A 25,325-nucleotide genomic window follows, 5' to 3' on the forward strand; every position below is an offset into this window, starting at 1 on the left:
GATAATCATGGCTGATAATGCGGTACCTTTAAAACTTTTTGAAAAGAAAGAACGCATTTTCCCTAAGCGCGTTTGGGGGAAATACCGCCAGATGAAATGGATTGCCATGATTATCCTTTTGGGGATCTATTATCTGGCTCCTTTCCTGCGCTGGGATCGGGGGGAGCATGCCCCTGATCAGGCAATCTTGATCGATATGTCAGCGCAGAGGGCTTATTTCTTCTTTATCGAAATTTGGCCCCAAGAGATTTATTATATTACGGGCATATTGATCGCAGCCGCGATCGGGCTGTTTATGGTGACGTCACTATTTGGTCGTGTTTGGTGCGGTTACGGTTGCCCGCAAACGGTTTGGACAGACTTATTTGTCTGGGTCGAGCGCATTATTCAGGGTGACCGGGCAAAACGGGCGAAACTATATAAAGCGCCTTGGTCTTTTGAAAAACTTTGGAAGCTCGGTCTTACGCATGCGATCTGGATCATTATTGGCCTGTTTACAGGCGGTGCATGGGTTTTCTATTTCAATGATGCCCCTACCTTAATCGAACAGATTATGCATTTTGATGTTCCGATGGCAGTTATGGTCTGGATCATCGCGCTTACTTTCTCAACATATATAATGGCAGGTTTTGCGCGTGAGCAAGTTTGCACCTATATGTGCCCCTACGCACGCTTTCAATCTGCGATGTTTGATAAAAGCACACTTATCATCAGCTATGATGATGTCCGCGGCGAAAGCCGAGGCAAGCATAAAAAGGGCGAAAGCTGGGAAGGTCGTGGCCATTGTATTGATTGCACGGCATGTGTTCAGGTGTGCCCGATGGGTATTGATATCCGTGATGGCCTTCAAATGGAATGTATCGCATGCGGATTATGTGTGGATGCCTGTGATGACATTATGGAGAAAATCGACCTCCCAAAAGGGTTGATTCGTTACGATACAACTGAAAACAAAGAAAACCGTCTCAAAGGATGGGCTGAACGTGTCACGTTACTCCGTCCGCGCACATTCTATTACGGTGTGGTCCTGAGCTTGGTCTTCGGCGCGATCATTTATGGTTTGACCCACAGAACTGAAAGCGAATTACACGTACTGCATGACCGCAATCCACTATTTGTAAAATTGGCAAGTGGTGAAATTCGCAACGGATATGATATTAAAATCCTGAATAAAACTCATGAAGATATGACCTTTAAACTTCAGGCAGAAGGTATTGAAGGGCTCTCACTACGTGTACAAGGCACGGGTGACTTAAACCCTGAAGGGCTGAATGTTTTTGCAGACAGTATCGGGCATTTCCGGGTTTTTGTAACAGCTCCAAAGCAACTGAAAAACCGTGAGAATATTATTTTCACTGCAACAGAAGTTGGTGATCGGGACAACGGTGACATAATCGGAGCAACGTATGAAAGCACTTTTGTGAGTGACAGACAATGACAGTTTCAATGCATATGAATGATAAAAACCCTTCTTCAGGGCCACGTCCCTCAGACAAGTGGATACCGTGGTATTTTGTCGCTTTCTTTGTTTTTCTTGCGATTGTAAATGTAATTTTTATCTACATTGCCTCTAGTACCCATAGTGGTGTGGTTACTGACCATGCCTATGCTGAGGGACTTCGTTACAATGAAACCATAGCGGCGGCCAAAGCGCAGGAACAATTGGGATGGCTGAATGAGATCACAGTCAAAAAGGATGTAATCACCTTTAGTCTTCGCGACAGTGAAAACGCGTTAAATGGTGCGTCTGTAACAGCAGAATTTGTCAATCCAACACGTTCAGGCGAAGACTTTAGCCTTAGTCTGAAAGAAATGGGCAATGGTGTGTATGAAGCGGAACTCCCATCAGGTATCATAGGCCAGTGGGATGTTAGGATGCAGGTAGAATGGCAACAGATACAATATCAAACCAGCAAGCGCATCGTTATAGCGGCTTAAAAGCCTGTAAGCATTGCGGGACCAAAATTGAAGGCGGCGATTTTTGTTGTAGCGGCTGTGAAAGTGCATTCGCGGTTTTGAAGGCGAATGATGTATCGGAAAAACCTGCCATTTTCTCACCGTTTGCTGTTGCTCATGACGACAATAATACTCTCGAGTTAAATGTAGAGGGTGTTCACTGCGCGTCGTGTATCCGGCTTATTGAAAATGCGTTAATGGAAGAAGATGCCGTTAGCATGGCGCGGGTCAATATGACGACGGAACGCCTGAAATTTGAATGGGCTGGTGAAATTGCCTTAGCTGATAAATATGCCCAAAAGGTCATTGACCTTGGCTATAATTTGAAGCCCTTGGCACAAGAACAAACGCAGCATAATGATAATTCAGAAAAAAGATTGCTGAAAGCCATTGCCATTGCGGGGTTTGCCGCTGGCAACCTTATGCTTTTATCTGTTGGCCTGTGGACCAGTACGACAGAGATTATGGGGGCAGCAACCAAGGACTTTCTTCACTGGATATCGGCGACGATTGCCCTTCCTGCTGTTATCTATTCAGGGATGCCATTTTTTAAATCCGCGGCAAAGGTGATCCGCGCTGGCCACACCAATATGGATGTTCCTATATCGCTTGCGGTTATCCTGGCGTCTGTGATGAGCATTTCTGAAACCCTGCGCAGCGGCGATCATGTATATTTCGATTCTGCTGCAATGCTGTTGTTTTTCCTTTTGATTGGCCGGTATCTGGATATTCGCGCGAAAGGAAAAGCCCGTCAGTCTGCATCCAAACTGTTGTCACGGTTATCCGGGACAGCGCTCGTGAAAGAGCGCGATGGTAATTTCCGTGATGTTCCCCTTAGGGACTTGCAGGCAGGTATGAATATTCTTGTTTCAGCAGGCGAAAATATTCCCGCTGATGGCACTGTTGTTAACGGTATCAGTCAAATTGATATGTCGCTGATCACAGGGGAAACGGTCCCTGAAACCGTGAATGTCGATGCACGAGTATTTGCGGGGACTGTAAATATTGACGCTCCTATCGAAATTGCGGTCACAAAGGCCAATGACAAAAGCCTGTTAAGTGAAATTGTTAAAATGATGGAGGTAGCGGAGCAGGGATCAGCGAAATATGTGCGGCTCGCGGACCGTGCTGCCAGTTTGTATACGCCAGTTGTTCACACCTTCGGTCTTTTGACATTTATCGGTTGGTGGCTTTTGGCGGGAAGTGAGTGGCAGGTTGCGCTTTTACATGCGGTAACCGTTTTGATCATTACTTGCCCGTGTGCGCTTGGGCTTGCTGTACCTGTTGTGCAGGTTTTGGCAAGCGGACGTTTGATGCGCAAAGGTATTCTATTGAAATCTGGTGATGCCCTGGAGCGTTTGGCAAATATTGATGCCATTGTGTTTGATAAAACCGGGACACTAACACTTGGCCATCCAGAGCTGACGTCTAAGTTTCATGAAAATGAAACGCATCGGTTAGCAGCCTCCATTGCGGCTGCCAGTAAGCACCCGCTCTCCCGCGCGCTCTTGAGATCATATGACGGTGCGCTTCTTGACCTGAAAGGTGAGGTAAGAGAAATTCCGGGCAAAGGATTAGAATATAGCTATGAAGGTCAAACGGTTCGTCTAGGCAAGCAAAGTTGGTGTGCCCCTGATGTTTCGTATAGTGAAACTAATGTTTACGGTTTGGAGTTATGGTTTACAGAGGAAGGTAAATCACCCGTGCGGTTCATCTTTGAGGATCAACCGCGCGCTGACGCCAAGGATGTTGTAGAGACGATCCATAAACTTGGTATTGCTACACATCTGGTTTCTGGCGACCGTGAGGGTATTGCCGCAAAAATGGCAACTGAACTTGGAATTGACACAGCCTATGGTCAGGTGTCGCCGATAGAGAAAACACAGTATATACAAAAGCTAAAGGATGCTGGCTTAAAAGTTGCCATGATTGGTGATGGGCTTAATGACGCGCCAGCACTTGCGAGCGCTGATGTATCATTATCACCATCGAGCGCTGTAGATATTAGCCAAAACACGGCTGATATTGTCTTTCAAGGGAATGAATTGGCCCCGATAATTGAAGCAATTAGGGTAGCAAAATTTTCGACAAAACTGGTTCATCAAAACTTTGGGTTGGCGGTGCTGTATAATTTGGTGGCCATCCCGCTTGCAATTCTTGGGTATGTAACTCCGCTGGTTGCTGCTATTGCGATGTCAGGGTCATCATTGGTAGTGATCTTTAATGCCTTCAGGCTTAATTTGATGCGCGCTTATAAAGGAAAATAATTATGGATGCTTTGGTATATTTAATTCCACTCGCACTTGGCCTTGGCGGTTTAGGCCTTGGGGCATTCCTTTGGAGCATGAAAAACGGTCAGTACGAAGATTTAGACGGCGCAGCACACCGTATATTGCTGGACGATGACGAATAGAGGCGTTTCTTTACCTTAGGCGTGATCGCCGCAGGGAAATTCACCAGCGCAAGCGTTACAAGTATATGTGGACAAAGCTTCGACACTCGGGATTGATACAGTCTTGCCAGAAACAGAAATACCCGTTTCATTTTTAAGTGTTTTTAAAGCACGGGAAAATGTTTCTCCCTTCATGCTCAGGTTTGAAGCAATCAGTGATTTATCATAGGGCAGGAATATATCTTGTTCGTCATTCGCGTCCTGATCGCATAATTTCAGCATAAAACATCCAATACGCTGCGACGCGGTTTGAAAATTAATATGCTCTTTTTCCGTCAGCTGTTGCTTGTATTTGTTCGACATTGAAAGAATAACATTCAAAGCCGTTTTATGATCGTTTTGAATAATATCGACCCACATATCATTGGGCAGCCGGACCATTTTGGTCTCAGTGGTTGTTGTAGCGGAATAGCTATAGGTTTCCTGCTGAAGGCCCGCAACATCACCAAAAGTGCGACCAACACTAACCATGTCAAGTGTTGCTTCATCGCCGTCTTCCGTTATTCGGCTCAGGCGCACCCACCCGTCCAGAATAAAGTAAAAATTCTCAGCTTCTTCACCGTGTAAAAAGAGGGTTTCCCCTTTTTTCGCTTTGATACCAACACACGCAACCCAAAGCTTCTTAAAAGTTTCTTCGCTTAAATCCTTAAAGAGCACATGGGTGCTTAGGGTGTTACGAATATCAGCGGTTAGTGATTGAAGTTGCATGAATTTTGACCCCAAATTCAAACTGTAAAAGATATGTTTCCATACAATAATATTTGGCTATTGTAACAAATTCGAATGTATCTTGCCAAGAGACATATGACCGCAATGACGATCGCGGCGAAAACCCGAGAGGATTGAGAGTATGACATCAACCAATGAAGCCTTTATTTGCGATGGTATACGGACACCTATTGGCCGATATGGGGGAAGCCTTTCGGGAATTCGGGCGGATGATCTTGCGGCTATCCCGTTAAGGGCGCTAATGGAGCGAAACCCCAACATTGATTGGTCGCGGGTTGATGATGTGATCATGGGTGCTGCTAATCAATCAGGTGAAGACAACCGCAATGTTGCGAGGATGGCATCGCTTTTGGCCGGGATGGATACTTCGGTTCCTGGTTGTACGATTAATCGTTTGTGCGGGTCGGGAATGGATGCGGTTTCGATCGCCGCAAGGTCGATCAGGTCTGGCGAACACGATCTCGTAGTTGCAGGGGGTTCGGAAAGTATGTCCCGAGCACCTTTTGTTGTCGGTAAGGGTACAACAGCCTTTGCACGTGATGTAAATATGTATGACACAACAATGGGTTGGCGGTTTGTGAATAAACTTTTAGACGCACAATACGGTGTCGAGAGTATGCCTGAAACCGCAGAAAATGTTGCACAAGACTATAATATCTCAAGAGAAGATCAGGATAAATTTGCACTCAGAAGCCAGGAACGTGCTGCAAAAGCTCAGAAAAAAGGTTTCTTTGATGGAGAGATTGCACCCGTTGAAGTACGCGTTAGCCGTAAGGAAACACGTATGTTTGAAAAGGATGAACATCCAAGGGCTGGCTCTACACTAGAGAAAATGGCGGCCCTTCCCACACCCTTCAGAAGTGGTGGAACTGTAACGGCGGGCAATGCTTCAGGCATTAATGATGGTGCCTGTGCCATGATTGTTGCGTCTTCTGATGCTGTTAAACACTATGATATGAAGCCGCTTGCGCGTGTAGTTGGCACTGCCGTGGCTGGTGTTGAACCGCGCGTGATGGGCATCGGCCCTGTGCCCGCCACACAGAAGCTTTTGGAACGTACCGAGCTATCGATTGAAGATATTGCAGTGGTTGAATTGAATGAAGCGTTTGCAGCACAGGGGCTTGCTGTCATGCGTGAATTGGGTCTTCCGGATGACGCGGAACACGTTAATCCCAACGGCGGCGCCATTGCGCTTGGTCACCCTCTTGGTATGAGCGGAGCACGGCTTGTCTTAACGGCTGCACGTGAATTACAAAATCGCCAACAACAATATGCACTATGTACGATGTGTATCGGCGTTGGTCAGGGTATCGCCATGGTAATAGAGCGGGTCTAATGTGAACGAGGCTAGGAATACCTGCCTTTAGGTCAGGTTATTCAAAGATATCTGCCCGATTATTCAAGAAGTGGCGCACCCGACAGGATTCGAACCTGTGGCCTCTGCCTTCGGAGGGCAGCGCTCTATCCAGCTGAGCTACGGGTGCTTGATTCGCTTAATCAGCGCGGACATTACACATAACAGGTGAGTCTCGCAAGTCAGAACCGATTTAGGCTGTTTATTTGTTAATATTTAGCCGAAAAAATGCCGATCTAGTGTAAACTGGCACGCTAAATCCCATCAAAAACATTAGAAATTTAAAATTTTTAATCATTTAACTTCAATTACTTAATAAAAAACCATGCCAATTGGTTAAAATTTTACTGAGTTGATTACCAGCCATTAACAGCGCCGCCCCTATAACTTGATCAACGACGCAGCGTAGTCAAATGTTCGAGAGCTACCGCGTACGGAGTAAAACACACATTAGGTGGATGGGAACTATGTTTAAAAAAGTAAATACAATTATCGCCGCTGCTCTTGCTTGTTCATTTGCGTTTGGCATTGCAACAACATCAGTAAGCGCTGACGATATGTCAGGTTGGAAGAAAGCTGTAGCTAAGAAAGTAGCGAAGAAACAAAAATATCCTCGCTCTGCAATTAGTAAAGAAATTGAAGGCCGTGCAAAAATCCGTCTAACGATTGCTGCTGATGGCGCCATTACTTCACACGAAATTCTTGAGCCGACAGGCGAGAAGGTGTTGGACCGTGAAATTCCTAAGCTGGTAAACAGATTGAACCCGCTTCCTGCGCTTCCTGCAGGTCAAACAGAATTCTCTTTGGTTCTTCCGCTTAACTGGCGTCTGGACTAATCAATATAAAAATTTTGTATTGAGTAATCTGTTTCGAGTACAAACCGGCTTGCATATAGTGCGAGCCGGTTTTGTTTTGGCTTGGCAAAATATTACTCTATTAGGCCACCCGGTCTGATACTGCCCGACCAAACGGTATCAAGACTGTATCCGATGTTTTTTCTAAAAGGTCAGTATAATCGGCGGTGTAATGCAGGCCTCGTGATTCTTTTCTAAGGAGTGCAGAGCGAACGATCAAATCCGCTACAGTTAACAGGTTACGCATTTCAAGCAGGTTTGGTGTTACCCGGAAATTTCCATAATATTCTTGGATTTCAATATTCAAGAGGTCTACGCGCCGTTTCGCGCGCTCTAAGCGTTTATCAGTACGAACAATTCCGACATAGTCCCACATAAACTGCCGAAGTTCTTTCCAGTTATGGCTGACGACAATTTCCTCGTCCGAATCGGTCACCTGACTTTCGTCCCAGTTTCTCGCAATTGCGGCGGGCGGTAAATCTTCTATTGTTTCTAAAATATCTTCCGCCGCGGCTCTGCCAAAAACCAGGCACTCTAGAAGACTATTGGAAGCCATGCGATTCGCACCGTGCAATCCTGTGTGCGCGCATTCACCAATTGCATAAAGGCCGTTCAAGTCAGTTCGTGCCTTAAGGTCAACCTGGATGCCACCACACGTGTAATGAGCGGCAGGCACCACTGGAATTGGGTTGGTTGTGATGTCTATACCCAGTTTTAGGCAGTGACGATAGATGTTTGGGAAATGCGATACGATGAAATCGGCATCTTTGTGTGTAATATCAAGCCAAACACATTCAACACCAAGGCGCTTCATTTCATTGTCGATAGCGCGGGCAACAATATCGCGCGGCGCCAGTTCAGCACGTTCATCATACGCAGGCATAAAGCGGGTACCGTCCTTGTGTGTAAGGTACGCACCTTCGCCGCGCATGGCTTCAGTTATCAAGAAGGTTTTTGCATCCGGATGATACAGGCATGTGGGATGAAACTGGTTAAATTCCATATTTGTAACGCGGCACCCTGCCCGCCATGCCATGGCTATACCATCGCCGGTGCTCGCATCCGGGTTGGAGCTATAAAGATAGACGCGGCTCGAGCCGCCAGTGGCGATGATGGTTGCGCGTGCAGAAAAGGTTTCAACCCGATTTTTTTTGATATTTAAAGCATACACGCCGTGCGCATGATCGTTATAGGAACCAGGCTTTGTAAGATGTTTATTCGTAATGACGTCGATTGCCGCGTGATGCTCGAAAACATCGATATTATGTTCTTCTTTAACTCGTTCATTCAATGTTTTCTGAACTGCCATACCTGTGGCATCCGCGGCGTGAATGATCCGTCTATGGCTGTGGCCCCCTTCGCGCGTCAGATGATAATCGTACCCGTCTTCATTCTGATGGGAGGCTTTATCAAAGGCGACACCGAGGTTAATCAGGTCTTCTATGGCGTTTCGACCACGTTCTACAACGAACTGAACCGCGTCTTTGTCGCACATATCTGCGCCTGCGATCAGCGTGTCTTCAATATGGCTTGTGAGCGAGTCGGTTGCTTCCAGCACTGCAGCAATGCCGCCTTGTGCCCATTTGGTTGAACCACCATCCATTGACCCTTTGGACAGAACGGCAACGCGGGCATATTGTGATAATTTCAGTGCTGCGGTCAGCCCTGCAGCGCCGCTACCAACAATCACTATGTCATAGGTTCGCCGCATAATACTGCCTCTTTATTGTTTGGAGCTTGTCAACTGTAGGAATATGTCCTCAAGGTCGGTCTCATTGGTCGAAATATCCTGTATTGTCAGGTCTGCCTTTTGTACCGCGGCCAAAACCTGAGCAACGTTTGCAGACTCTTGTGAAATTTGAACGGCGAGTTTACTTGGTGTTTTCAGGTCACTCTTGAACTCTTTTAGACTATCGGGAATTTCACTTAATGTTTCTGCAATATCGATCACAATCTCTTTTTCATCGATACGTTTCAGCAATTGCTCGGTGGGTTCACATGCAACAACTTCGCCGTGATTAATAATGGCAATTGTATCACACAGTTCCTCAGCTTCTTCCAAATAATGTGTTGTTAGCACAATTGTTGTCCCTCGGGCATGAAGCTCGCGAACATATTCCCAAAGCTGCTGTCTGAGTTCGATATCCACACCCGCGGTTGGCTCATCGAGAATAAGAATTGGCGGGGTGTGGACCAAAGCTTTTGCCACTAAAAGACGGCGCTTCATTCCGCCAGAAAGTGTGCGGGAATAGGCATCGGCTTTGTCATAAAGGTGCACAGCCTTCAGCAACTCATCGGTTTTACGGTCGTCTTTCGCCACCCCGTACATGCCTGCCTGTACTTCCAGCATTTCACGCGGTGTGAAAAACGCATCAAACATTAACTCTTGTGGCACTACACCGATATTTGCACTGGCATTCCTCGGGTTTTTGTCGATATCAAAACCCCAGATCTTAGCACTGCCCGCTGTTTTATTAACGAGGCCCGCGAGGATATTAATTGTTGTGGACTTTCCAGCACCGTTTGGCCCGAGCAAACCAAACATCGATCCTTTTGGGATGGTAAGGTCAATATTGTTGAGCGCGAGCTTGTCAGGCGCACCCTTTTGGCCTTTGTAAACTTTCCTAAGACCAGATATTTCAATCGCGGCGTCGTTCACAAACTGTCCTTTCCTCGCTTTAATTCAAGACGGGTAACACTTCCTATTACAGAAAGTCAAATCGTGCCGCTTGTGGTACTTCTCTGCCTCAGTTATATAGAGGAAAATCTAATATTTGTAAGGAAGAGAAATGTCTATTACAGCCCCAGAGATTGTCCGTGTGGATACAAAGAAAGTCGCTTGTGACGGCGATGAAGGTGCATTAGGCCATCCACGCGTATATTTGACAATGGATCAAGACGGCAAAGTTGAGTGTCCATATTGTGATCGTTTGTATCTTTTAATCGGCAGTGAAGCCGATAAAGCACACGGTTAACCAAACTAATATTTCACCCTACAATAACGACTGCGATTTGAAGGAATATATATGTCTGATCCTCATTCGGTGACTCCGCACCTCTATTTGATTGATGGATCAGGATACATATTCCGAGCCTATCATGCACTTCCGCCTATGTCGCGCGGGGACGGTACGCCTGTAAATGCGGTTTATGGCTTTTCCAACATGCTGTTCAAATTATTGCAGGACTTGGCAGATACTGAAAAGCCAACCCACCTCGCAGTGATTTTTGACACCGCCCGCAAGACATTCAGAAATGATTTTTATACGGAATATAAAGCACACCGCCCACCAGCGCCTGAGGATTTGGTGCCACAATTCTCGTTGATCAGAGATGCCGTAAAAGCGTTTGGTCTGCCATCAATTGAAATGGATGGATATGAGGCTGATGACCTGATCGCAACCTATGCAAAGCAAGCGCGCGCAAAAGACTGGCAGGTTACGATTGTAAGCTCGGATAAGGATTTAATGCAGCTGGTTGACGAGAAAACCAGTATGTTTGATTCGATGAAAAGCAAGCGTATTGGGCCTGACGGTGTGGTAGAAAAATTTGGCGTTGGCCCGGAACGCGTGGTTGATGTGCAATCACTAGCAGGAGACAGTGTTGATAATGTCCCTGGTGTGCCGGGGATCGGCATTAAAACTGCGGCGCAATTGATTAATGAATATGGTGACCTTGATGCGCTTCTGGAGCGCGCGCATGAGATTAAGCAGCCAAAGCGCCGAGAAAACCTTATTGAACACGCCGATATGGCGCGGATCAGCCGTGATTTGGTGCGACTAGCCCAGGATGCTCCCGTCACAGTGGCGCTTGATCAGATGGAATTGAAAGACCCTGATACATCTCAGTTGATTTCCTTTGTTGAAGAACAGCAATTCAGGTCGCTAAAGGTTAAACTGGTTCATCATTATAATGTTGTTTTGGATGAACTTGATCCCGTTAGTGATGCAGTAGAAGTAACAGAACGCAAGTATGAATGCGTAACCGACATGGACACCCTTAACCGCTGGATCGAGGAAGCCTACAAGGCTGGTCAGGTGACTGTAGACACAGAAACAACAGGGCTGGATGCAACGGCAGCGGATCTTGTTGGTGTATGTTTGTCAATCAACCCGGGCCACGCTTGTTATATCCCTGTTGGTCATACGGGTGACGGTGATGGCTTACTGGCTGAACGCCCTGATCAGTTGGATAAGGCGGCTGTGGTTGCGGCTCTTAAACCGTTATTTGAAGATCCGAGCGTTCTAAAAATTGGTCAAAACCTCAAGTATGATATGTCTATATTGGCGCGTGTTGGAATTGATCTGTCGCCGATAGAAGACACGATGTTAATGTCTTATGCGCTTGATGCAGGCAATCATGGTCACGGTATGGACGAATTATCCGGTATTCATCTGGATATCACGCCAATTCCCTTCAAGGATATCGCAGGTACCGGCAAAAATCAGCTAACCTTTGATAAAATCGCCCTCGATAGAGCCACGGAATATGCAGCAGAAGACGCAGACATCACGGGCCGTCTTGCCCGCGTTTTAAAGCCTCGTTTAGCGAGTGAGGGTGCAACAACCGTTTATGAAACATTGGAACGCCCACTTGCCCCGATCCTTGCGGCCATGGAACGCAATGGTATTAAGGTTGATGTCAGTATCTTGCAGAAATTGTCCAATGAATTCGCAATTGGTATTGAGCGATTAGACAAGGAAATTCAGACCCTCGCGGGGAGGCCTTTTAATGTGGCGTCACCCAAGCAACTAGGCGAAATTCTTTTTGAAGACCTAGGCCTTAAAGGGGGCAAAAAGTCGGCGAAAACCGGTGCATGGACAACGAACGCCGATGTTCTTGAAAAGCTTGCGGCTGAGGGCCATGAACTACCCAAAAAAGTAATTGAGTTCAGGCAATTTTCTAAACTGAAAAGCACCTATACAGACGCACTTGTTGGTCAGGTAAATCCGAAAACGGGCAGGGTCCATACAAGTTATCACATGGCATCCACCTCTACTGGACGTCTTTCTTCCAATGATCCAAATCTACAGAATATTCCTATTCGAACAGAAGAAGGGCGCAAGATCAGGCAAGCGTTTATCGCTGAACCGGGCAATACCCTAATTGCAGCCGACTATAGCCAGATCGAACTTCGCGTTTTGGCACATATGGCAGAGATTGATGCCCTTAAGGATGCCTTTGCAAATGGTGTTGATATTCATGCGATGACAGCGAGTGAGGTCTTTGGTGTGCCGATTGAAGGGATGGACCCAATTGTCCGAAGGCAAGCCAAAGCTATTAACTTTGGGATCATTTATGGTATCTCTGCATTTGGTTTGGCCCGTCAGTTGGATATTGGCCGCAAGGAAGCACAAAACTATATCGATGCGTATTTCGAACGGTTCCCGGGTATTCGCGCCTATATGGATCGCACCATAGAATTTGCAAAAGAACATGGGTATGTAGAAACCTTGTTTGGCCGTAAATGCCATATGCGGAGTATCAAGGACAAAAACCCAATGAAACGCTCCTTTGGTGAGCGCGCTGCTATCAATGCACCTATTCAAGGAACTGCGGCGGATATTATCAGACGGGCCATGATTAAGATGCCAAATGCTCTCACGTCAAATGGATTGGAGAGCATCCGGATGCTATTGCAAGTTCATGATGAACTTGTCTTTGAAGTTGAAGATGGTTTGGTAGATCAGGCAATCCCGGTTATTCGAGCATGCATGGAAGAAGCCTGTAAACCAGCACTTGACCTTAGTGTTCCCCTTATTGTCGATTGCGGTATTGGGAAAAACTGGGACGATGCCCATTAGATGTCTGCTTGTACCTATCGTTCTTTGTGGCGGGCATTCATTGAGAAAAGTTTGGTAGTTAGGTTTTTGGCCTTATTTTAGAGGCCATTAAATATTGTGAACACAAGCGCTGATAACAGGCCTGAAGCCGGTACAGTAATCACCCAAGCTGCAATGATCGTAAGGAGTGCCTGACGACGCACCAGCCTTCTTTTGACAAGTGCTGGTATGTTTGCTGGGTCTTCCGGGAAGCGGCGTTTGAGGCGATCTTCCTTGGTTTTATGATTTAAATATTCACGTAGGAAACCTACGCCAAATACACCGCCAACAGCAATATGGGTTGATGATACAGGTTGGCCGAGCCAGCTTGCAGCAATAACGGTAATTGCAGCACTTAAGGCAACACAGAACGCCCTTGCCTGATTAAGTTTCGTAATCTGACTTCCGACAGTTTTGATCAATTTGGGGCCGAAGAGCATTAACCCAATTGAAATGCCAACGGCGCCAATAATCATTACCCATAATGGCAGGGATATTTTACCGCTGGAAATGGAATTCTCGCTGGCAACACTTACAATTGCGGCGAGTGGGCCAACTGCATTTGCAACATCATTGGCGCCGTGTGCAAACGACAATAACGCGGCAGAGCAAATTAGCGGGATTGTGAATAATTTGGCAACGGCCTGCTTACTATTTCCAAGTTTCTGTGAAGCCTTGAAAACATAAGGTTTGGTAATAAACCAGAAGATAACGCCGCTTACTACGCCCAGAGCGATAATTGCAATCAAATCCAGCTTGATGATTTTTGATAAGCCCTTGATGCCCAGATACATACTGAAGGCAGCGGCCATAATACCAACGAGAACTGGCACCCATTTATTGGAAGCGGCAATTCTGTCTTCGACATAAAGAATGTTTCTATGAATAAAGAACAAAAACCCAGCGGCGATGATACCCCCCATCATTGGGGATACGACCCAACTGCCCATAATAGCAAACAATCCGGGCCAGTTTACGCTTGAGGTGCCGGCGGCTGTGATACCTGCACCAACAATACCACCAACAACGGAGTGTGTTGTTGAAACAGGGGCGCCTAGCCATGTAGCAAGATTTAGCCAGAGGGCAGCCGACAATAAGGCTGACATCATAACCCATATAAATGTGTTGGCATCGGTTATGGTTGATGGATCAATAATGCCCTTCCTGATCGTGGATACCACGTCGCCGCCAGCGATCAGTGCCCCTGCTGCTTCAAATATAGCGGCAATCAATAAGGCTCCAAGCATTGTCAGGGCCTTTGATCCAACAGCAGGACCAATATTATTAGCAACATCGTTTGCGCCGATGTTCATAGCCATATAAGCGCCAATGACAGCCGCAACAACGATATACATATTAACAGGGGCACCACCCTGAACTACATATGTATAGAGGAAAACAGCAACCATGAAAACAAAGGCAATACCAATATTGGTATAGGCTTTATTGTTACCAATCACACCATCGGAAAATTTATTGATTTTCTTTAAATCACCATCAACTTTGTGCTTTTGCATAAACGATGTCTTCCTAACCACAGGGCGGTGTACGCAAACTTAGTCTGCCATGTCAGTACTGAATTATTTCATGGGTAGCAATAGCGGTTTTTTTAAAAAGTGCGAAGCACAAACCAAACATGTCATAAAAATGTAATCAATCTAACCGTTAAGGCTTGTTTGATTGAGGTCAGGGCATAAAAAAACGGGGCAATGCCCCGTTTTTATCTAACTATATTCTATTAAGAACTAGAATCTAAATCTAACCGTTGCACCATAAGTACGAGGTTGGCTTGGGTATCCAGAGACGGTCCCTGCTTGAGCAACACCGTCAAAGACAGTAGTGAGGAACTGCGAATCTGTAAGGTTCCTACCCCAAATACTAAGCTCCACACCGCTTGTGAGGCGAAGTGTTAGCGCAGCATTCAAAAGGTTCACCTCACGCTGGAATATTTCAGTATTACCCAAAGCTGTGTTGAACGTTGGCAGACCGTTATTGATGTCTACGTTGCTTTCATGGTTATAATCAACGCGCGCAATCAATTCCGCCCCGCTATCAAACTCATGTGTATATGTTGCAGATGTAGCAATATTCCACTCGGCAACACCACCAACAGGCTGACCTGTTAAGTCACCCGTTGGTGAACCAGGGAACGAGTCGAATTCAGCGTCAAGATATGTTACCGCAAATGTCAACACGAGTGGTGGTGTTGGGTTCCATGTTGAATCGAATTCGAAACCGCGTGTTGATTGCTCACCAGCGTTTGCGAGTGCAAAACCTGTTCCTGTAAAGGCATTTGATTGGAAGCCATCAACCGTTTGATCAAACAATGCTACGTTGAAATTGAAATAGTCAAACTGTGCCTTGAAACCAAGCTCAAATACTTCCGCGTCTTCTGGACCTGCAAAGCGTGTACCTGTGGCTAGGTTTGGAACCGCTAGACCAGCATTAAGGATGTTAGAAGCAGGTGCTAATAGCGTACTTCCGAACGGACCAGGTGTGAAATCAGCCACAGTCGGACGCGAGTCCCGTGATAAGTTTACGGATGAGGCTTTAAAACCAGTCGCATACGTGAAGTAGGTATTAAAGTTATCATTGATTTCATACGTAGCACGTAATGTGTAGGAGAAATCATCATCATCAGTTTCACCAGACTCAACAGCATTTGGAATATTTACAAATGGGGGTTGGAACTGGAATGGCTGTAAAGCAAGCAATGGATTAAGCGCAGGGTTAGTGGCCGCAGCGACAAGGGGTGCTGCTGCAGGGCTATTGACAAACTGGCGCAGAGCGACAGGATCAGCAGCGGCAGCGCCGATAAACTGAGCAGCCTGACCAGCAAGGAAAACATCAACTAAGTTAACGTTCGCCAGTGGATCAAGGGCGTTGAGATTGATCGCAAAATCTTTTTGATCAGTTGTGTAGTTAAAACCAGCTGTAAGTGTTAAGCGATCTGTTACTTCAAAATCTACTGTACCGAAGATGGACAGCGCTTCATTGTCCAACGTAAGAGTTTCATCTGTCAGCAGACCAGGGCTAAAGATACTATTGTTCGGGAAGCCAAGCAATGCTTCCACACCAGCAAAAGTACCCGGAGCACCAGTTAATAGTTCAAAGAATTGACGCGCTTGTGAGCCAGTTGTTAAAGAACTTTCCTGATCGACGCTTTCATTAAAATAAAAGCCACCAAGAAGGAAATTAAACGGCCCGTCAAATTCTGACGCAACACGGAATTCCTGAGTAAAGGTTTTGAGATCCTGATCTGTTAACTGGTCAACAACATCAGCATTTGAGAAGTCAACATCTTGATTACCAAATGACTCAAGCTTTCTGTATGATGTGATCGACGTGAAGGTTAGAGTTTCAGTGCTATAATCACCTTGTAACGAGATACCATAGTTATCAATCTCGTTCTCTGGCAGGGTATTCAGTCCAGTATTAAATGTGAACGGATCGTTGACATCAATCGTTGCCCCTAATGCCTGGAGAGCTGGTACAGTTGGTCCAGCAAAAACATTTCCGGCAAAGCAACAAATTTCATCAATCTTCGAATAATCACCAATTAAACGGAATTTAAGATCGTCACTAGGTGTCCAAAGTAACTGACCACGTGCGTTCCAGCGATCACGATTATTCAGGTCTTCGTTGAGGTTTACAATAGTTGCATACCCATCACGGCGGTTGTAGCTACCATCCACTGAGAAGGCCACTGTATCACTAATAGGACCAGTAACATCACCTTCAACCACGACTGCATCAAAATTACCATAGGTAATCCCAAAAGAGCCCCCGTATTCAAACTGAGGTTCTTGCGTCACAATGTTGATGACACCAGCAGACGCATTTTTACCGAACAATGTTGATTGTGGGCCGCGCAAAATTTCAACTCGGGCTACGTTTGCTAAATCGCTAATTTGTCCTGCTGAGCGGGAGCGGAATACACCGTCAATGAATACGCCTACTGACGGTTCCACACCAACATTGTTGGCACCGTTACCAAATCCGCGAATGATGAATGTGGTATTTGCAGAACTCTGTAATTGGCTAACACGTAGGGATGGCGCAACAGTTTGCAAATCAAGCAGGTCACGAATCTGCGCCTGTTCAATGGTTGCTTCACTTGTAACAGATACCGACACAGGTAGTTCTTTTAGGGTTTGTTCCCGTTTTTGTGCGGTAATCACAATCTCTTCGATTTGTGCCATTGCTGGCGCTGAGGCCAAAAGCGCTGTGAGCGCTGTACCCGCTAATAAGGTAGCTTTCATATTTCTCTCCCAAGATCAATAGTGTTGATCAGACAACTCTCCATCCTCAGTTTCACTTGGTTGGGCAAAGACGTCAAGAAATTCATTATCTTATCAGGGCTTATGAAAGTGATCTTTTATCGAGTGTTGTAATTTTACGTTACGAAACCCTGAAAATATAAAGTGATCGAATATTTCATGTTTTTTAGGATAAATTGCCAAAAATAACAGAGGTCCGGACTGTTGCTGTATATATTGTGCGTTTGGACCAGCAAAAATGATTCACAACTGATATACAAAAAAGCGAGAGAAAGAATGATCTTTCCCTCGCTTGATAATGATTGATTGAATAACGAGCTGCTTAGAAATTAAGCCCTAGTTCAAAATATACTACGCGTCCGCGTGGATCATGAAGTCTTGATTCAAAACCACCGTTTGTCGCAACAAATGGAGGATCCTGATCAAACAGATTGATCGCACCAACAGTCAAGCGTGTATCCCCGAAGCTTTCGAAGACTTGACCAAGGTTCAAAGCGTATTGAACATCAACAGTTGTCTGACTGTCAATTGTTGAACCAGGGTTTTGGTTGTCATCAATTCCATCGATGAAGCGAACGAAAACGCGTGCTTCATGTGTGTCGTTTACAAAGGATATACCTGTGTTGAAACGAAACTCTGGTGTTGGTCGGCTACCCACACCCAGTAGTGCAAAGTTTCTGCTTCCTAGACCATCAACCTCAGTACCCGCACCGGTTACAAAGTCATAGCCAAGCACCCATGTACCATCGAAGAATGGCTGGAACACACCATAATCAGTGTCGATGTCATATTTGATACTAAGGTCAAGACCATCGGTATCGATGCTTGATGCGTTAACAAAGTCATTATTAACAATAACAATCTGCCCTGGGTTGGCTGCAGTACCATCGCCGCCAGCGCGGATTACAGCAGAACCAAGTGGATCGTTGTTAACAATCTCTTGGAAACTGGTCGTAATGATCGCATCAGTGAAGCTGTAATTGAAATAATCAATATCAATGCTTAGTCCATCAACTGGACGCCATGAAGCGCCAAAGTTCAGTGCTTCAGACTGCTCAGGATTAAGTGGTCGGCCGTTGCCGCCAGCAGGAACATCAGTTCTAACCGCAGCAAATACCGTAGACCCTGTGAGAGGATCACTGATCTGGTTCAAGCTTGTGTTAACACCAAACTGTTGGAATACGGACGGTGCTCGGAAACTTGTAGAATAGGTTCCGCGAAGTGTAAGCGTATCCGTTGGACGCCAGAGTAACTGGAACTTAGGATCTAATGTATCGCCAATAGTTCCGCCATAATCTTCAAAACGTAGCGCGCCTGAGAACTCTAACGTGTCAGTAAGCGGAACTGCAACCTCAGCAAAGAAGGCATAAGGTGAACGACTATCAGAGAAGTCAGGGTTACCAATTAAGAAACCAAAACCATCGTTGTTAGAAATTTCGTCAAATTCAGAATCGAGTGATTCATCCCTGTACTGGAAACCAACAGCAAGTCCGATTTCGCCGGCCGGTACTTCTCCAACGGTTCCTGATACTACCGCATCAATAACGGTCAGCTCAGAAACAGCATTGTTTATAGATTCGCCAATAATAAAGTCGAGTACGGCATCGCTGTTTGGTGCTGTAGTGAAGCTGGTAGCAAACGGGTTGAAGAATTCACCAGATGGTGTGTTACCAAATAAGGCTGCCTGGAAATTATCTGTGATCGTGTCTTCTGTGCTTCGGAAGTGATCGTTGCGGGCATATGTAACACCCAAATCATAATTCCAGTTTCCATCAGCTCCAAAATCACCCTGCAAGGAACCTGAGATACGGAATGTTTCATTTCGTGTAATCTGAGGTGAAACATCACCGCCGTTACCAATAGCACGGCCGAAGAAGATCGCTGTGGTTCCAAACACGTTATTTGGGTTGGTGGTCGGTATCACAGCACTGCCAGTTTGCAAAAATGGGAACGTTGGTGAGTTACCCCGAATGGCTTCATTGTCTGCGTAGGCCGCTTCTAAGTGGAATTTGGTTGTGTCATTAATATCGTAATTAATCGCGCCATATACTTGAATGCGCTCTTCCTCAGGAACGAGATTAAAGAAATCACCAAAGTCAAATTGACAAACGCCTGGTGTAAAACCAGCTACAGGAACAGGGGCTCCTGCTGGTGTGCCGCCAAATTCCGCACAACCTGTTGGGTCAATAAAGAAGCTTGGGAATGTACCAGCTGGTAACCCTAAGGCGGTTTCTGTTGCACGAATTTGCGGGATAAGGGCCGGTACGATAAATGCACCAGGATTACCGAGCGATGATGTGTCATTCTCAGGCAAGCTTAAGCGGCGCTCTTCGGTTGTAAGAGGTGTGCGATCAAAATAGCTACCTGCTAACAAAACATGGAGACGGTCATTACCCCAACCAAATTTCGCTTGTAAGAGCAGGTCATCTTGGCTGCCTTCATCTGTTACAAAGCCATAGCGGCCTGTTGTTGTGAAGCCTTCGAATTTATCATCTGTGTATAGATTGACCACGCCGGCTACTGCGTCTGAACCATAAATAGCTGCCGCGCCGTCTTTTAGAATTTCTACGCGTTGGATAGCGATTTGCGGGACAAGGGAATTGGTGTCTACAAACTGTAGGCCGTCATTTGTATTCGATGCGGTCACCACTTGCCTGCGACCGTTCAATAGAACAAGGGTAGAGGCTACGCCTAGTCCGCGAAGGTTAAAGTTTGCTGTACCTGTTGTTGCGCCTTGTGTGAAGGCGTCAGGATTGTTTTGTGATCCATTGTTGATTGTCAGCGTTTGGACCAGATCAGCAATTTGAGTTGCACCGATGGCATTTAAGTCATTTGCATTTACAACTGAAATAGGTGATGCGCTATTTTCCTGTGACCGGCCTCTGATATACGAACCAGTTACAACCACTTCTTCAATGGTTTCATCCTCGCTCGCTTGCTGCGCGGAAACATTTGCGGAAAACAAAACTGAAACACCACTAAGTGTCAGTGCGGTAGATGCTAGAAATTTAGATATCTGCATATAAATCCTCCTATCGTGACATGCGTCACGCCTCTATTAATACTCCCCATTAATTATAGGACAGATTTTTTGCCTTGAGGTCAAGGGTTTATCGTATCTGGCATGCTGAAAATGCATATTAAAGTTGCTGCTAAGCAACAATGTAAACTTCTTAAACTGGGTTTATCGTTGCTTGTACGACGAAGATATTAACTTTCTCACCGTCAAGCCGCCTTGCAGCAAAAGGTTTCAGGTAACCTGCGATAAGGTCCGCCTGAAGTGGTTTATTCACGTCAAAATAATGCTTGGATAAAGCAATTAATGCAGAGACAAAATCCGACTTTATCTGCGGAAGGCGCTCTTTTATAGGCTCCACATCACTGGGGTCCAAAACTTCGAGAACCAATTGTATAGTCACTTGTCCGGTAATACGCCCACGTTGATACAACGAGAATTGAATTGGATCGACCTGTATCTCTGTGGAGAAATCTTCGGCTGACTGAGCAAAGATGGTTTCATTGCCTTCGAGCAACAAATACATCGACGTAACCAATATAAGTATAAACCTGATCATGCGTAGATCATGATTGAAAGTGAAGGCTATGGCAAGAAGGCTATTTATTGCAATATGCAATTTAAATGCAATATGCAATAAAAAATCAAATGCAATATGCAATAAAAGTTAATCTATAATTCTATCCATACAAAAATAATCCACTAAGTATCTGTTTTTAATAGATAATTATATTTCATGCCTGTTTGGCATGGTACTTGTAAACAATCAAGTACCTCTCGAGCAGGGGTGTGGGAATAGGTTATTATTTTACTCGACCCCCAATCGTGCACCTATTCCCGCAAACCCCGCGAGAAAAAGCTACACACCCGTGTAGCTTTTTTCATTTCGTGAATAATTAGCGTTTTTAAATTAGGAGTCCGGAGCTAGGGTTGCCAGCTTGTAAACGCGCCAACGCGGTTTGGAAGTTTGCAATTTGGCTTAATGTTCTTGGGTTTACAGGACCGTCGGCATTTGCGCCTAGGCCACTTGTTAGGAGGTCACGGAAGGGGTTGAATTCTAACGAGCGATCTGCGCGCTGAATCTCGCTAATGGCGTTATCCAATTGTGAAAGTACAAACCGAGCTGTTGCCGCGTCGCGAATATTTAATGCACCATCAATGCCTAGGCCAAATGCGCCGCCTAACTCTTCTTCAGGTGATTGACTATCATCATCTGATGAATCGCCAAAAATTTCGTTTTGAGGTAACAATCGCCCTTCTGGAATTCCTAAGCGTTCAAGAGCATTTTGCCCATCAGTACCGGCAATAAGCGTCACCGCGCGTGCATCACGTATTGTTTCAATTCGCAGCCCTTCACCTTCACTGCCACGACGTACGCTCACATCTAGGTCCCGAAAAGCTGAAATACGTATTCTGCGAGCAAGATCGTCAAAAGTATCTCCCGCTTGGATTTCAATGCGCCTTCGGGGCTCTCCTTCGACTTCGATAAAGAAGAAATCGCCTTCACGTGCAGAGGTTTGTGTTGTTATATCCCGTTGCTGAGGGGCATTAACCGTTCCTTGGGTCAACCCCAAAGTATCGAGTACTGAACTGCCTTGCTGGGTGAATGCGACACCACTAACGGCACTATCCGCTCCTGCATTAACACCGAATTGCTCTTGATCTTCAATAGCACCAGTGGATGCGTTAATGCGGGCAACAAATCCATCGTCTGCACCAATAGATGCTTCACCGCTTAATGTTCCAGCTGTAGTTCCAGCAACAAAAACATTGCCCCCTGAAATGGTTACGTCGGCTATATTATCTGTACCAGTCGTTGAAATGAATGTCGTGAAGTTTGGGTTTAACGATGTTCCGTCGTCACTAAGTCCAATTACAAAGCCATCAAGGCCTCCGGTTGTTGACCCAACAACAGTGCCAGCATTTAATCCATTTCCCTGTACTGTTCCAGAGATGACGATAGTATTCCCGTCAACTGCGATGCCAGAAATGCTGCCGCCAGCACCAAGTGCTCCCAAGTTGATAGAGCTTAATTCATTGGTCAGATTACTTGCGTCAAAACGGCGTATTACTGCTTCACCGTTTTCTTCCGAGGCGATAAGGATATTACCGTTACTGTCTGTAGTAACAGCGCTTATCTGTTCGTTAGTTGCACCGCCTATCAGATTTGAATCTTGTACTGACCCTGTTGTACCATCCAGTCTTAGTAATAAACCATCGCGGCCGCCCCCAAAGCTTGTAGAAGCGTTGATGCTTGAGCGGGCAAAGCCACCTAAGATAATATCATTATTACTATCCGTCGTTACAGTAAGACCGCTGGTTTCACTGAATGTATCCAATTGGAAACGAAAATTTTCTGTTCCCTGATTGGTAAAGCTGGCAACGAAAGCATCGCCAGCGCCGTCAAAGATGTCATTTTCGACCAAGGCATTATCGGTTTGGCCAGCAATAATTACATTGTCATTACTATCAATTGTAATAGCAAAGGCATCAGCGTCCTCAGAAGAACCAAGAAGTCTGGAGAAAACAACGTTGCCCGCTTGATCAAAGCGGGTCAGAAAAACATCATTTTCTGATGCGGTATTGATTTGATTACCAAATGACCCCGAAGAAGTGCCAACTGTAAAAATATTACCTTCACTGTCGACGGCAATACGATTGGCAGACGTTTCAGCATTAACGCGCACATCGCTATTGATATTCGTAATATCAAATATGTTTGTATCATCATCTGAATCAGCTTCTTCTGCGTCAAGCCTGTCGACCTCGTCTTGTCCCAGAACATCAATGCGAGCTTGTGCAAGGATTTCATCCCGCTGTGCTGCAATGGCGGGATCAATCTCATCTCCATCCTCATCCAAATCAGCGGTTAATTCCTGAATTTCTGTTGCGGCCAGATCAGTCGCTGCAAATGCAATCGTGTTATCTGTAGTGATTGAGCCACTAAGATTGGTAAATTCTGTAATTCGAGCGGTTGATATATCATCCCCTGCTTGTGTAACTGAAGAGCTTACAAACAGGCTGGGGGTGTTTACTGCAGCACTAAAGCGAACATCTTCGAGTAATATACCGTCAATTTCGATACCAAACCTACCGCCTTCGCTGTTGACTTGAAAACGTGTCTGATTGTCAGAAATCGGATTGCCATCACTATCAAACGCTGGGTTCCCGTCTGAATCCAGTTGGGGTATGGCTTCGATTTGCTGGTTAATAAAGTCGACAATATTATTTAACGATAGCGTGCCAGAAACGTTTGATAGATCAATTGTAATATCGTTGGTATCAAGAATGCTATTGTTGGCTGCTGACCGCGTGCTTATCGAAACGGTAAATATTTCATTCCCGGTCAGGCCTTCAATGGCGGTATCGGGGTCGGATGCAACTAAACTCCCTTCGAAGTCACGATTGTCTGTGCCCAGGCGCGCAGTACTATCTGCCCGAAACTCACGGTCGCCCACAAAGAGATCAAGCTGATCAAGTTCGGCGGCGTTAATAAAATTACGAACTTCGCTCAAACCTTGTTGAAATTGTTCATCAAGCCTTGCGAGTGTAACCTCTGGCGTATCTTCATCTGCTGCAAATTCTGCGAGTGTTCTCAGTCGATCAAGAGCGATAAAGGTTGCGAAGGTTGCTTGACGGTCCGGGTTGTTTTCCACGGCTTCCAGGCGGTCATCATTCAGATCAATAAACTCACTTAACTCACGAACTTCACGAATCCTTTGGCTAAGTGATCGGGTATCTTCCTGATCAAATGGGGTTGCAATATTTTCTTCTGATATATCGAGATTTACAGCGGGTGTATTTGTATTACTAAAACGAACTGCTGCACTTAAAATATCGGCGTTAATACTTTGACCGAGAAGGTTGGCACCGATACCGATGATTGGCCGTGGTGCAGGGCCATTGGTATTTCCACCAAGTCCTCCAAGGAGTCCTCCTCCACCTGACAAACCAAAAAAGGCCATTTATCGTTTCTTTCTAAACCTTAAGTATTTAATCAATCTCTAGAAACGAACTGTAGGAAAAAAATACCCAATTAGGGCATAAATTGCCTAGCAAGAGGTACACACCTTTGATTCGAATCGTTTTTACTCGGCAAATTTTGCCAAGAGATTGTAATTACACTTCAAACTCCTTACATAATCTGCAAATATCATGACAAAACAGGCGGGGCTTATTGCTCCGTCAATGAACGGCTTTACTGATAGGTAGAAATATAATGTTGGCTATATTTTGGTTAATTGATGCGGCGCTTGGAATATATTGGTTTTTTGTAATTGCTAGTGTAATTTTAAGTTGGCTCGTAGCTTTCAATGTTATCAATACGTATCAGCCATTTGTGCAAACGGCTACGCGTTTCTTATATAATGTAACCGAGCCGGTTGTCGGTAAGATTCGCCGTTTTATGCCTGATTTAGGCGGTGTTGACTTGTCACCTTTGGTGTTGTTGCTGTTAATCCACTTCACTCGAATTCTTCTTCGTACGTCGATTGCGCCAGTCTTTGGTGTTTACGGGTACTGATTTTATCAGACTAACCGATAATGGCTGCATTCTTAAAATACACTTGACGCCCAACGCATCCAGAAATGCTTTGGGTCGTGTAGACAGGGATTCTGGTGGCAACCAAAGATGGCGTATTTCCGTCACATCAGTTCCTGAAAAGGGACGAGCTAATAAGTCCTTGATAGAGCTGCTATCGAAAAAACTCAGGTTGCCCAAAAGCTCTATACACCTTATAGCTGGCGAACACATACGTCAGAAAACAATTCTGATTAAGGGTGATGGCAAATATCTATGTGAAGTCATGGAAAAAATTACAGGCATTGTTGTCAGTGTTGGTTGTGGCTAAACCGTTCTAAAA

Annotated in this window: 18 protein-coding genes and 1 tRNA gene; 10 read left to right on the plus strand and 9 right to left on the minus strand. The window is 45.5% G+C overall.

Going from position 1 to position 25,325, the window contains the following annotated elements; all coding sequences use genetic code 11:
• Nucleotides 1–7: 7 nt before the first annotated feature.
• Genes ccoG through ccoS form a run of 4 tightly spaced genes read left to right on the plus strand, consistent with a single transcriptional unit; the run spans nucleotide 8 to nucleotide 4,369 of the window.
• Nucleotides 8–1,438, plus strand: a complete 1,431-nt coding sequence (gene ccoG, locus KFF44_RS01475) for a cytochrome c oxidase accessory protein CcoG (protein ID WP_255936461.1) — start codon at nucleotides 8–10, stop codon at nucleotides 1,436–1,438.
• Nucleotides 1,435–1,938 (plus strand): FixH family protein, encoded by a 504-nt coding sequence (locus tag KFF44_RS01480; protein ID WP_255936462.1) that lies wholly within the window; start codon nucleotides 1,435–1,437, stop codon nucleotides 1,936–1,938. Before ccoG ends, KFF44_RS01480 begins: the two co-directional genes overlap by 4 nt.
• The gene (locus KFF44_RS01485) at nucleotides 1,887–4,223 is read left to right on the plus strand and encodes a heavy metal translocating P-type ATPase (protein WP_255936463.1); all 2,337 of its coding nucleotides are present in this window, start codon (nucleotides 1,887–1,889) and stop codon (nucleotides 4,221–4,223) included. The genes KFF44_RS01480 and KFF44_RS01485 overlap by 52 nt, the downstream gene beginning before the upstream one ends.
• Nucleotides 4,224–4,225: 2 nt before the next feature.
• The gene (ccoS, locus tag KFF44_RS01490; protein WP_255936464.1) at nucleotides 4,226–4,369 is read left to right on the plus strand and encodes a cbb3-type cytochrome oxidase assembly protein CcoS; all 144 of its coding nucleotides are present in this window, start codon (nucleotides 4,226–4,228) and stop codon (nucleotides 4,367–4,369) included.
• A 15-nt stretch (nucleotides 4,370–4,384) separates the two neighbouring features.
• Here ccoS and KFF44_RS01495 read toward each other — a convergent pair whose 3' ends face one another.
• Entirely contained in the window at nucleotides 4,385–5,116 is a 732-nt protein-coding gene (locus tag KFF44_RS01495) for a Crp/Fnr family transcriptional regulator (protein WP_255936465.1), read from the minus strand.
• Nucleotides 5,117–5,258: 142 nt separating this feature from the next.
• Here KFF44_RS01495 and pcaF point away from each other — a divergent pair, with 142 nt between their 5' ends.
• Nucleotides 5,259–6,473: a 3-oxoadipyl-CoA thiolase gene (pcaF, locus tag KFF44_RS01500; protein WP_255936467.1), complete on the plus strand. Its 1,215-nt coding sequence runs from the start codon at nucleotides 5,259–5,261 to the stop codon at nucleotides 6,471–6,473.
• Between the two features lie 71 nt (nucleotides 6,474–6,544).
• Here pcaF and KFF44_RS01505 read toward each other — a convergent pair.
• A tRNA-Arg gene (locus tag KFF44_RS01505) sits at nucleotides 6,545–6,621 on the minus strand.
• A 337-nt stretch (nucleotides 6,622–6,958) separates the two neighbouring features.
• On the opposite strand from KFF44_RS01505, the gene KFF44_RS01510 reads away from it, so the two are divergent.
• The gene (locus KFF44_RS01510) at nucleotides 6,959–7,327 is read left to right on the plus strand and encodes an energy transducer TonB (protein WP_255936470.1); all 369 of its coding nucleotides are present in this window, start codon (nucleotides 6,959–6,961) and stop codon (nucleotides 7,325–7,327) included.
• A 100-nt stretch (nucleotides 7,328–7,427) separates the two neighbouring features.
• Here the strand turns inward: KFF44_RS01510 and nadB are convergent, their stop codons facing one another.
• A complete protein-coding gene (nadB, locus tag KFF44_RS01515) occupies nucleotides 7,428–9,056 on the minus strand; it encodes an L-aspartate oxidase (protein WP_255936472.1) in 1,629 nt (542 codons plus the stop codon).
• Nucleotides 9,057–9,068: 12 nt separating this feature from the next.
• Nucleotides 9,069–10,004, minus strand: a complete 936-nt coding sequence (locus tag KFF44_RS01520) for an ABC transporter ATP-binding protein (protein WP_255936475.1) — start codon at nucleotides 10,002–10,004, stop codon at nucleotides 9,069–9,071.
• 130 nt (nucleotides 10,005–10,134) lie between these two features.
• On the opposite strand from KFF44_RS01520, the gene KFF44_RS01525 reads away from it, so the two are divergent.
• On the plus strand, nucleotides 10,135–10,320 hold the full coding sequence (locus KFF44_RS01525) for a zinc-finger domain-containing protein (RefSeq protein ID WP_255936477.1): 186 nt from the start codon (nucleotides 10,135–10,137) through the stop codon (nucleotides 10,318–10,320).
• Nucleotides 10,321–10,371: 51 nt separating this feature from the next.
• On the plus strand, nucleotides 10,372–13,149 hold the full coding sequence (polA, locus tag KFF44_RS01530) for a DNA polymerase I (protein ID WP_255936478.1): 2,778 nt from the start codon (nucleotides 10,372–10,374) through the stop codon (nucleotides 13,147–13,149).
• 77 nt (nucleotides 13,150–13,226) lie between these two features.
• On the opposite strand, the gene KFF44_RS01535 is transcribed toward polA, so the two are convergent.
• From KFF44_RS01535 to KFF44_RS01555, 5 genes are all read right to left on the minus strand, one after another.
• Nucleotides 13,227–14,684 carry an inorganic phosphate transporter gene (locus tag KFF44_RS01535; protein ID WP_255936480.1) on the minus strand — a complete coding sequence of 486 codons (1,458 nt, stop codon included), beginning with the start codon at nucleotides 14,682–14,684 and terminating at the stop codon, nucleotides 13,227–13,229.
• A gap of 228 nt (nucleotides 14,685–14,912) precedes the next feature.
• Nucleotides 14,913–17,429, minus strand: coding sequence for a TonB-dependent receptor (locus KFF44_RS01540; RefSeq protein WP_255936482.1), 2,517 nt, complete (start codon nucleotides 17,427–17,429; stop codon nucleotides 14,913–14,915).
• A 340-nt stretch (nucleotides 17,430–17,769) separates the two neighbouring features.
• Nucleotides 17,770–20,469, minus strand: a complete 2,700-nt coding sequence (locus KFF44_RS01545) for a TonB-dependent siderophore receptor (protein ID WP_255936484.1) — start codon at nucleotides 20,467–20,469, stop codon at nucleotides 17,770–17,772.
• Nucleotides 20,470–20,620: 151 nt separating this feature from the next.
• Nucleotides 20,621–21,022 (minus strand): hypothetical protein, encoded by a 402-nt coding sequence (locus KFF44_RS01550; protein WP_255936487.1) that lies wholly within the window; start codon nucleotides 21,020–21,022, stop codon nucleotides 20,621–20,623.
• A 346-nt stretch (nucleotides 21,023–21,368) separates the two neighbouring features.
• Nucleotides 21,369–24,428, minus strand: a complete 3,060-nt coding sequence (locus KFF44_RS01555; protein WP_255936489.1) for an SBBP repeat-containing protein — start codon at nucleotides 24,426–24,428, stop codon at nucleotides 21,369–21,371.
• 254 nt (nucleotides 24,429–24,682) lie between these two features.
• Between KFF44_RS01555 and KFF44_RS01560 the strand changes: the two genes are divergently transcribed.
• Together KFF44_RS01560 and KFF44_RS01565 are read left to right on the plus strand one after the other, a co-directional pair.
• Nucleotides 24,683–24,985, plus strand: a complete 303-nt coding sequence (locus KFF44_RS01560; RefSeq protein WP_255936490.1) for a YggT family protein — start codon at nucleotides 24,683–24,685, stop codon at nucleotides 24,983–24,985.
• Complete coding sequence (locus KFF44_RS01565; RefSeq protein ID WP_255936492.1) at nucleotides 24,969–25,313, plus strand: DUF167 family protein; 345 nt, start codon at nucleotides 24,969–24,971, stop codon at nucleotides 25,311–25,313. Before KFF44_RS01560 ends, KFF44_RS01565 begins: the two co-directional genes overlap by 17 nt.
• Nucleotides 25,314–25,325 lie beyond the last annotated feature (12 nt).

The sequence above is a fragment of the Kordiimonas sp. SCSIO 12610 genome (genome assembly GCF_024398015.1).
Lineage (GTDB): Bacteria > Pseudomonadota > Alphaproteobacteria > Sphingomonadales > Kordiimonadaceae > CANLMI01.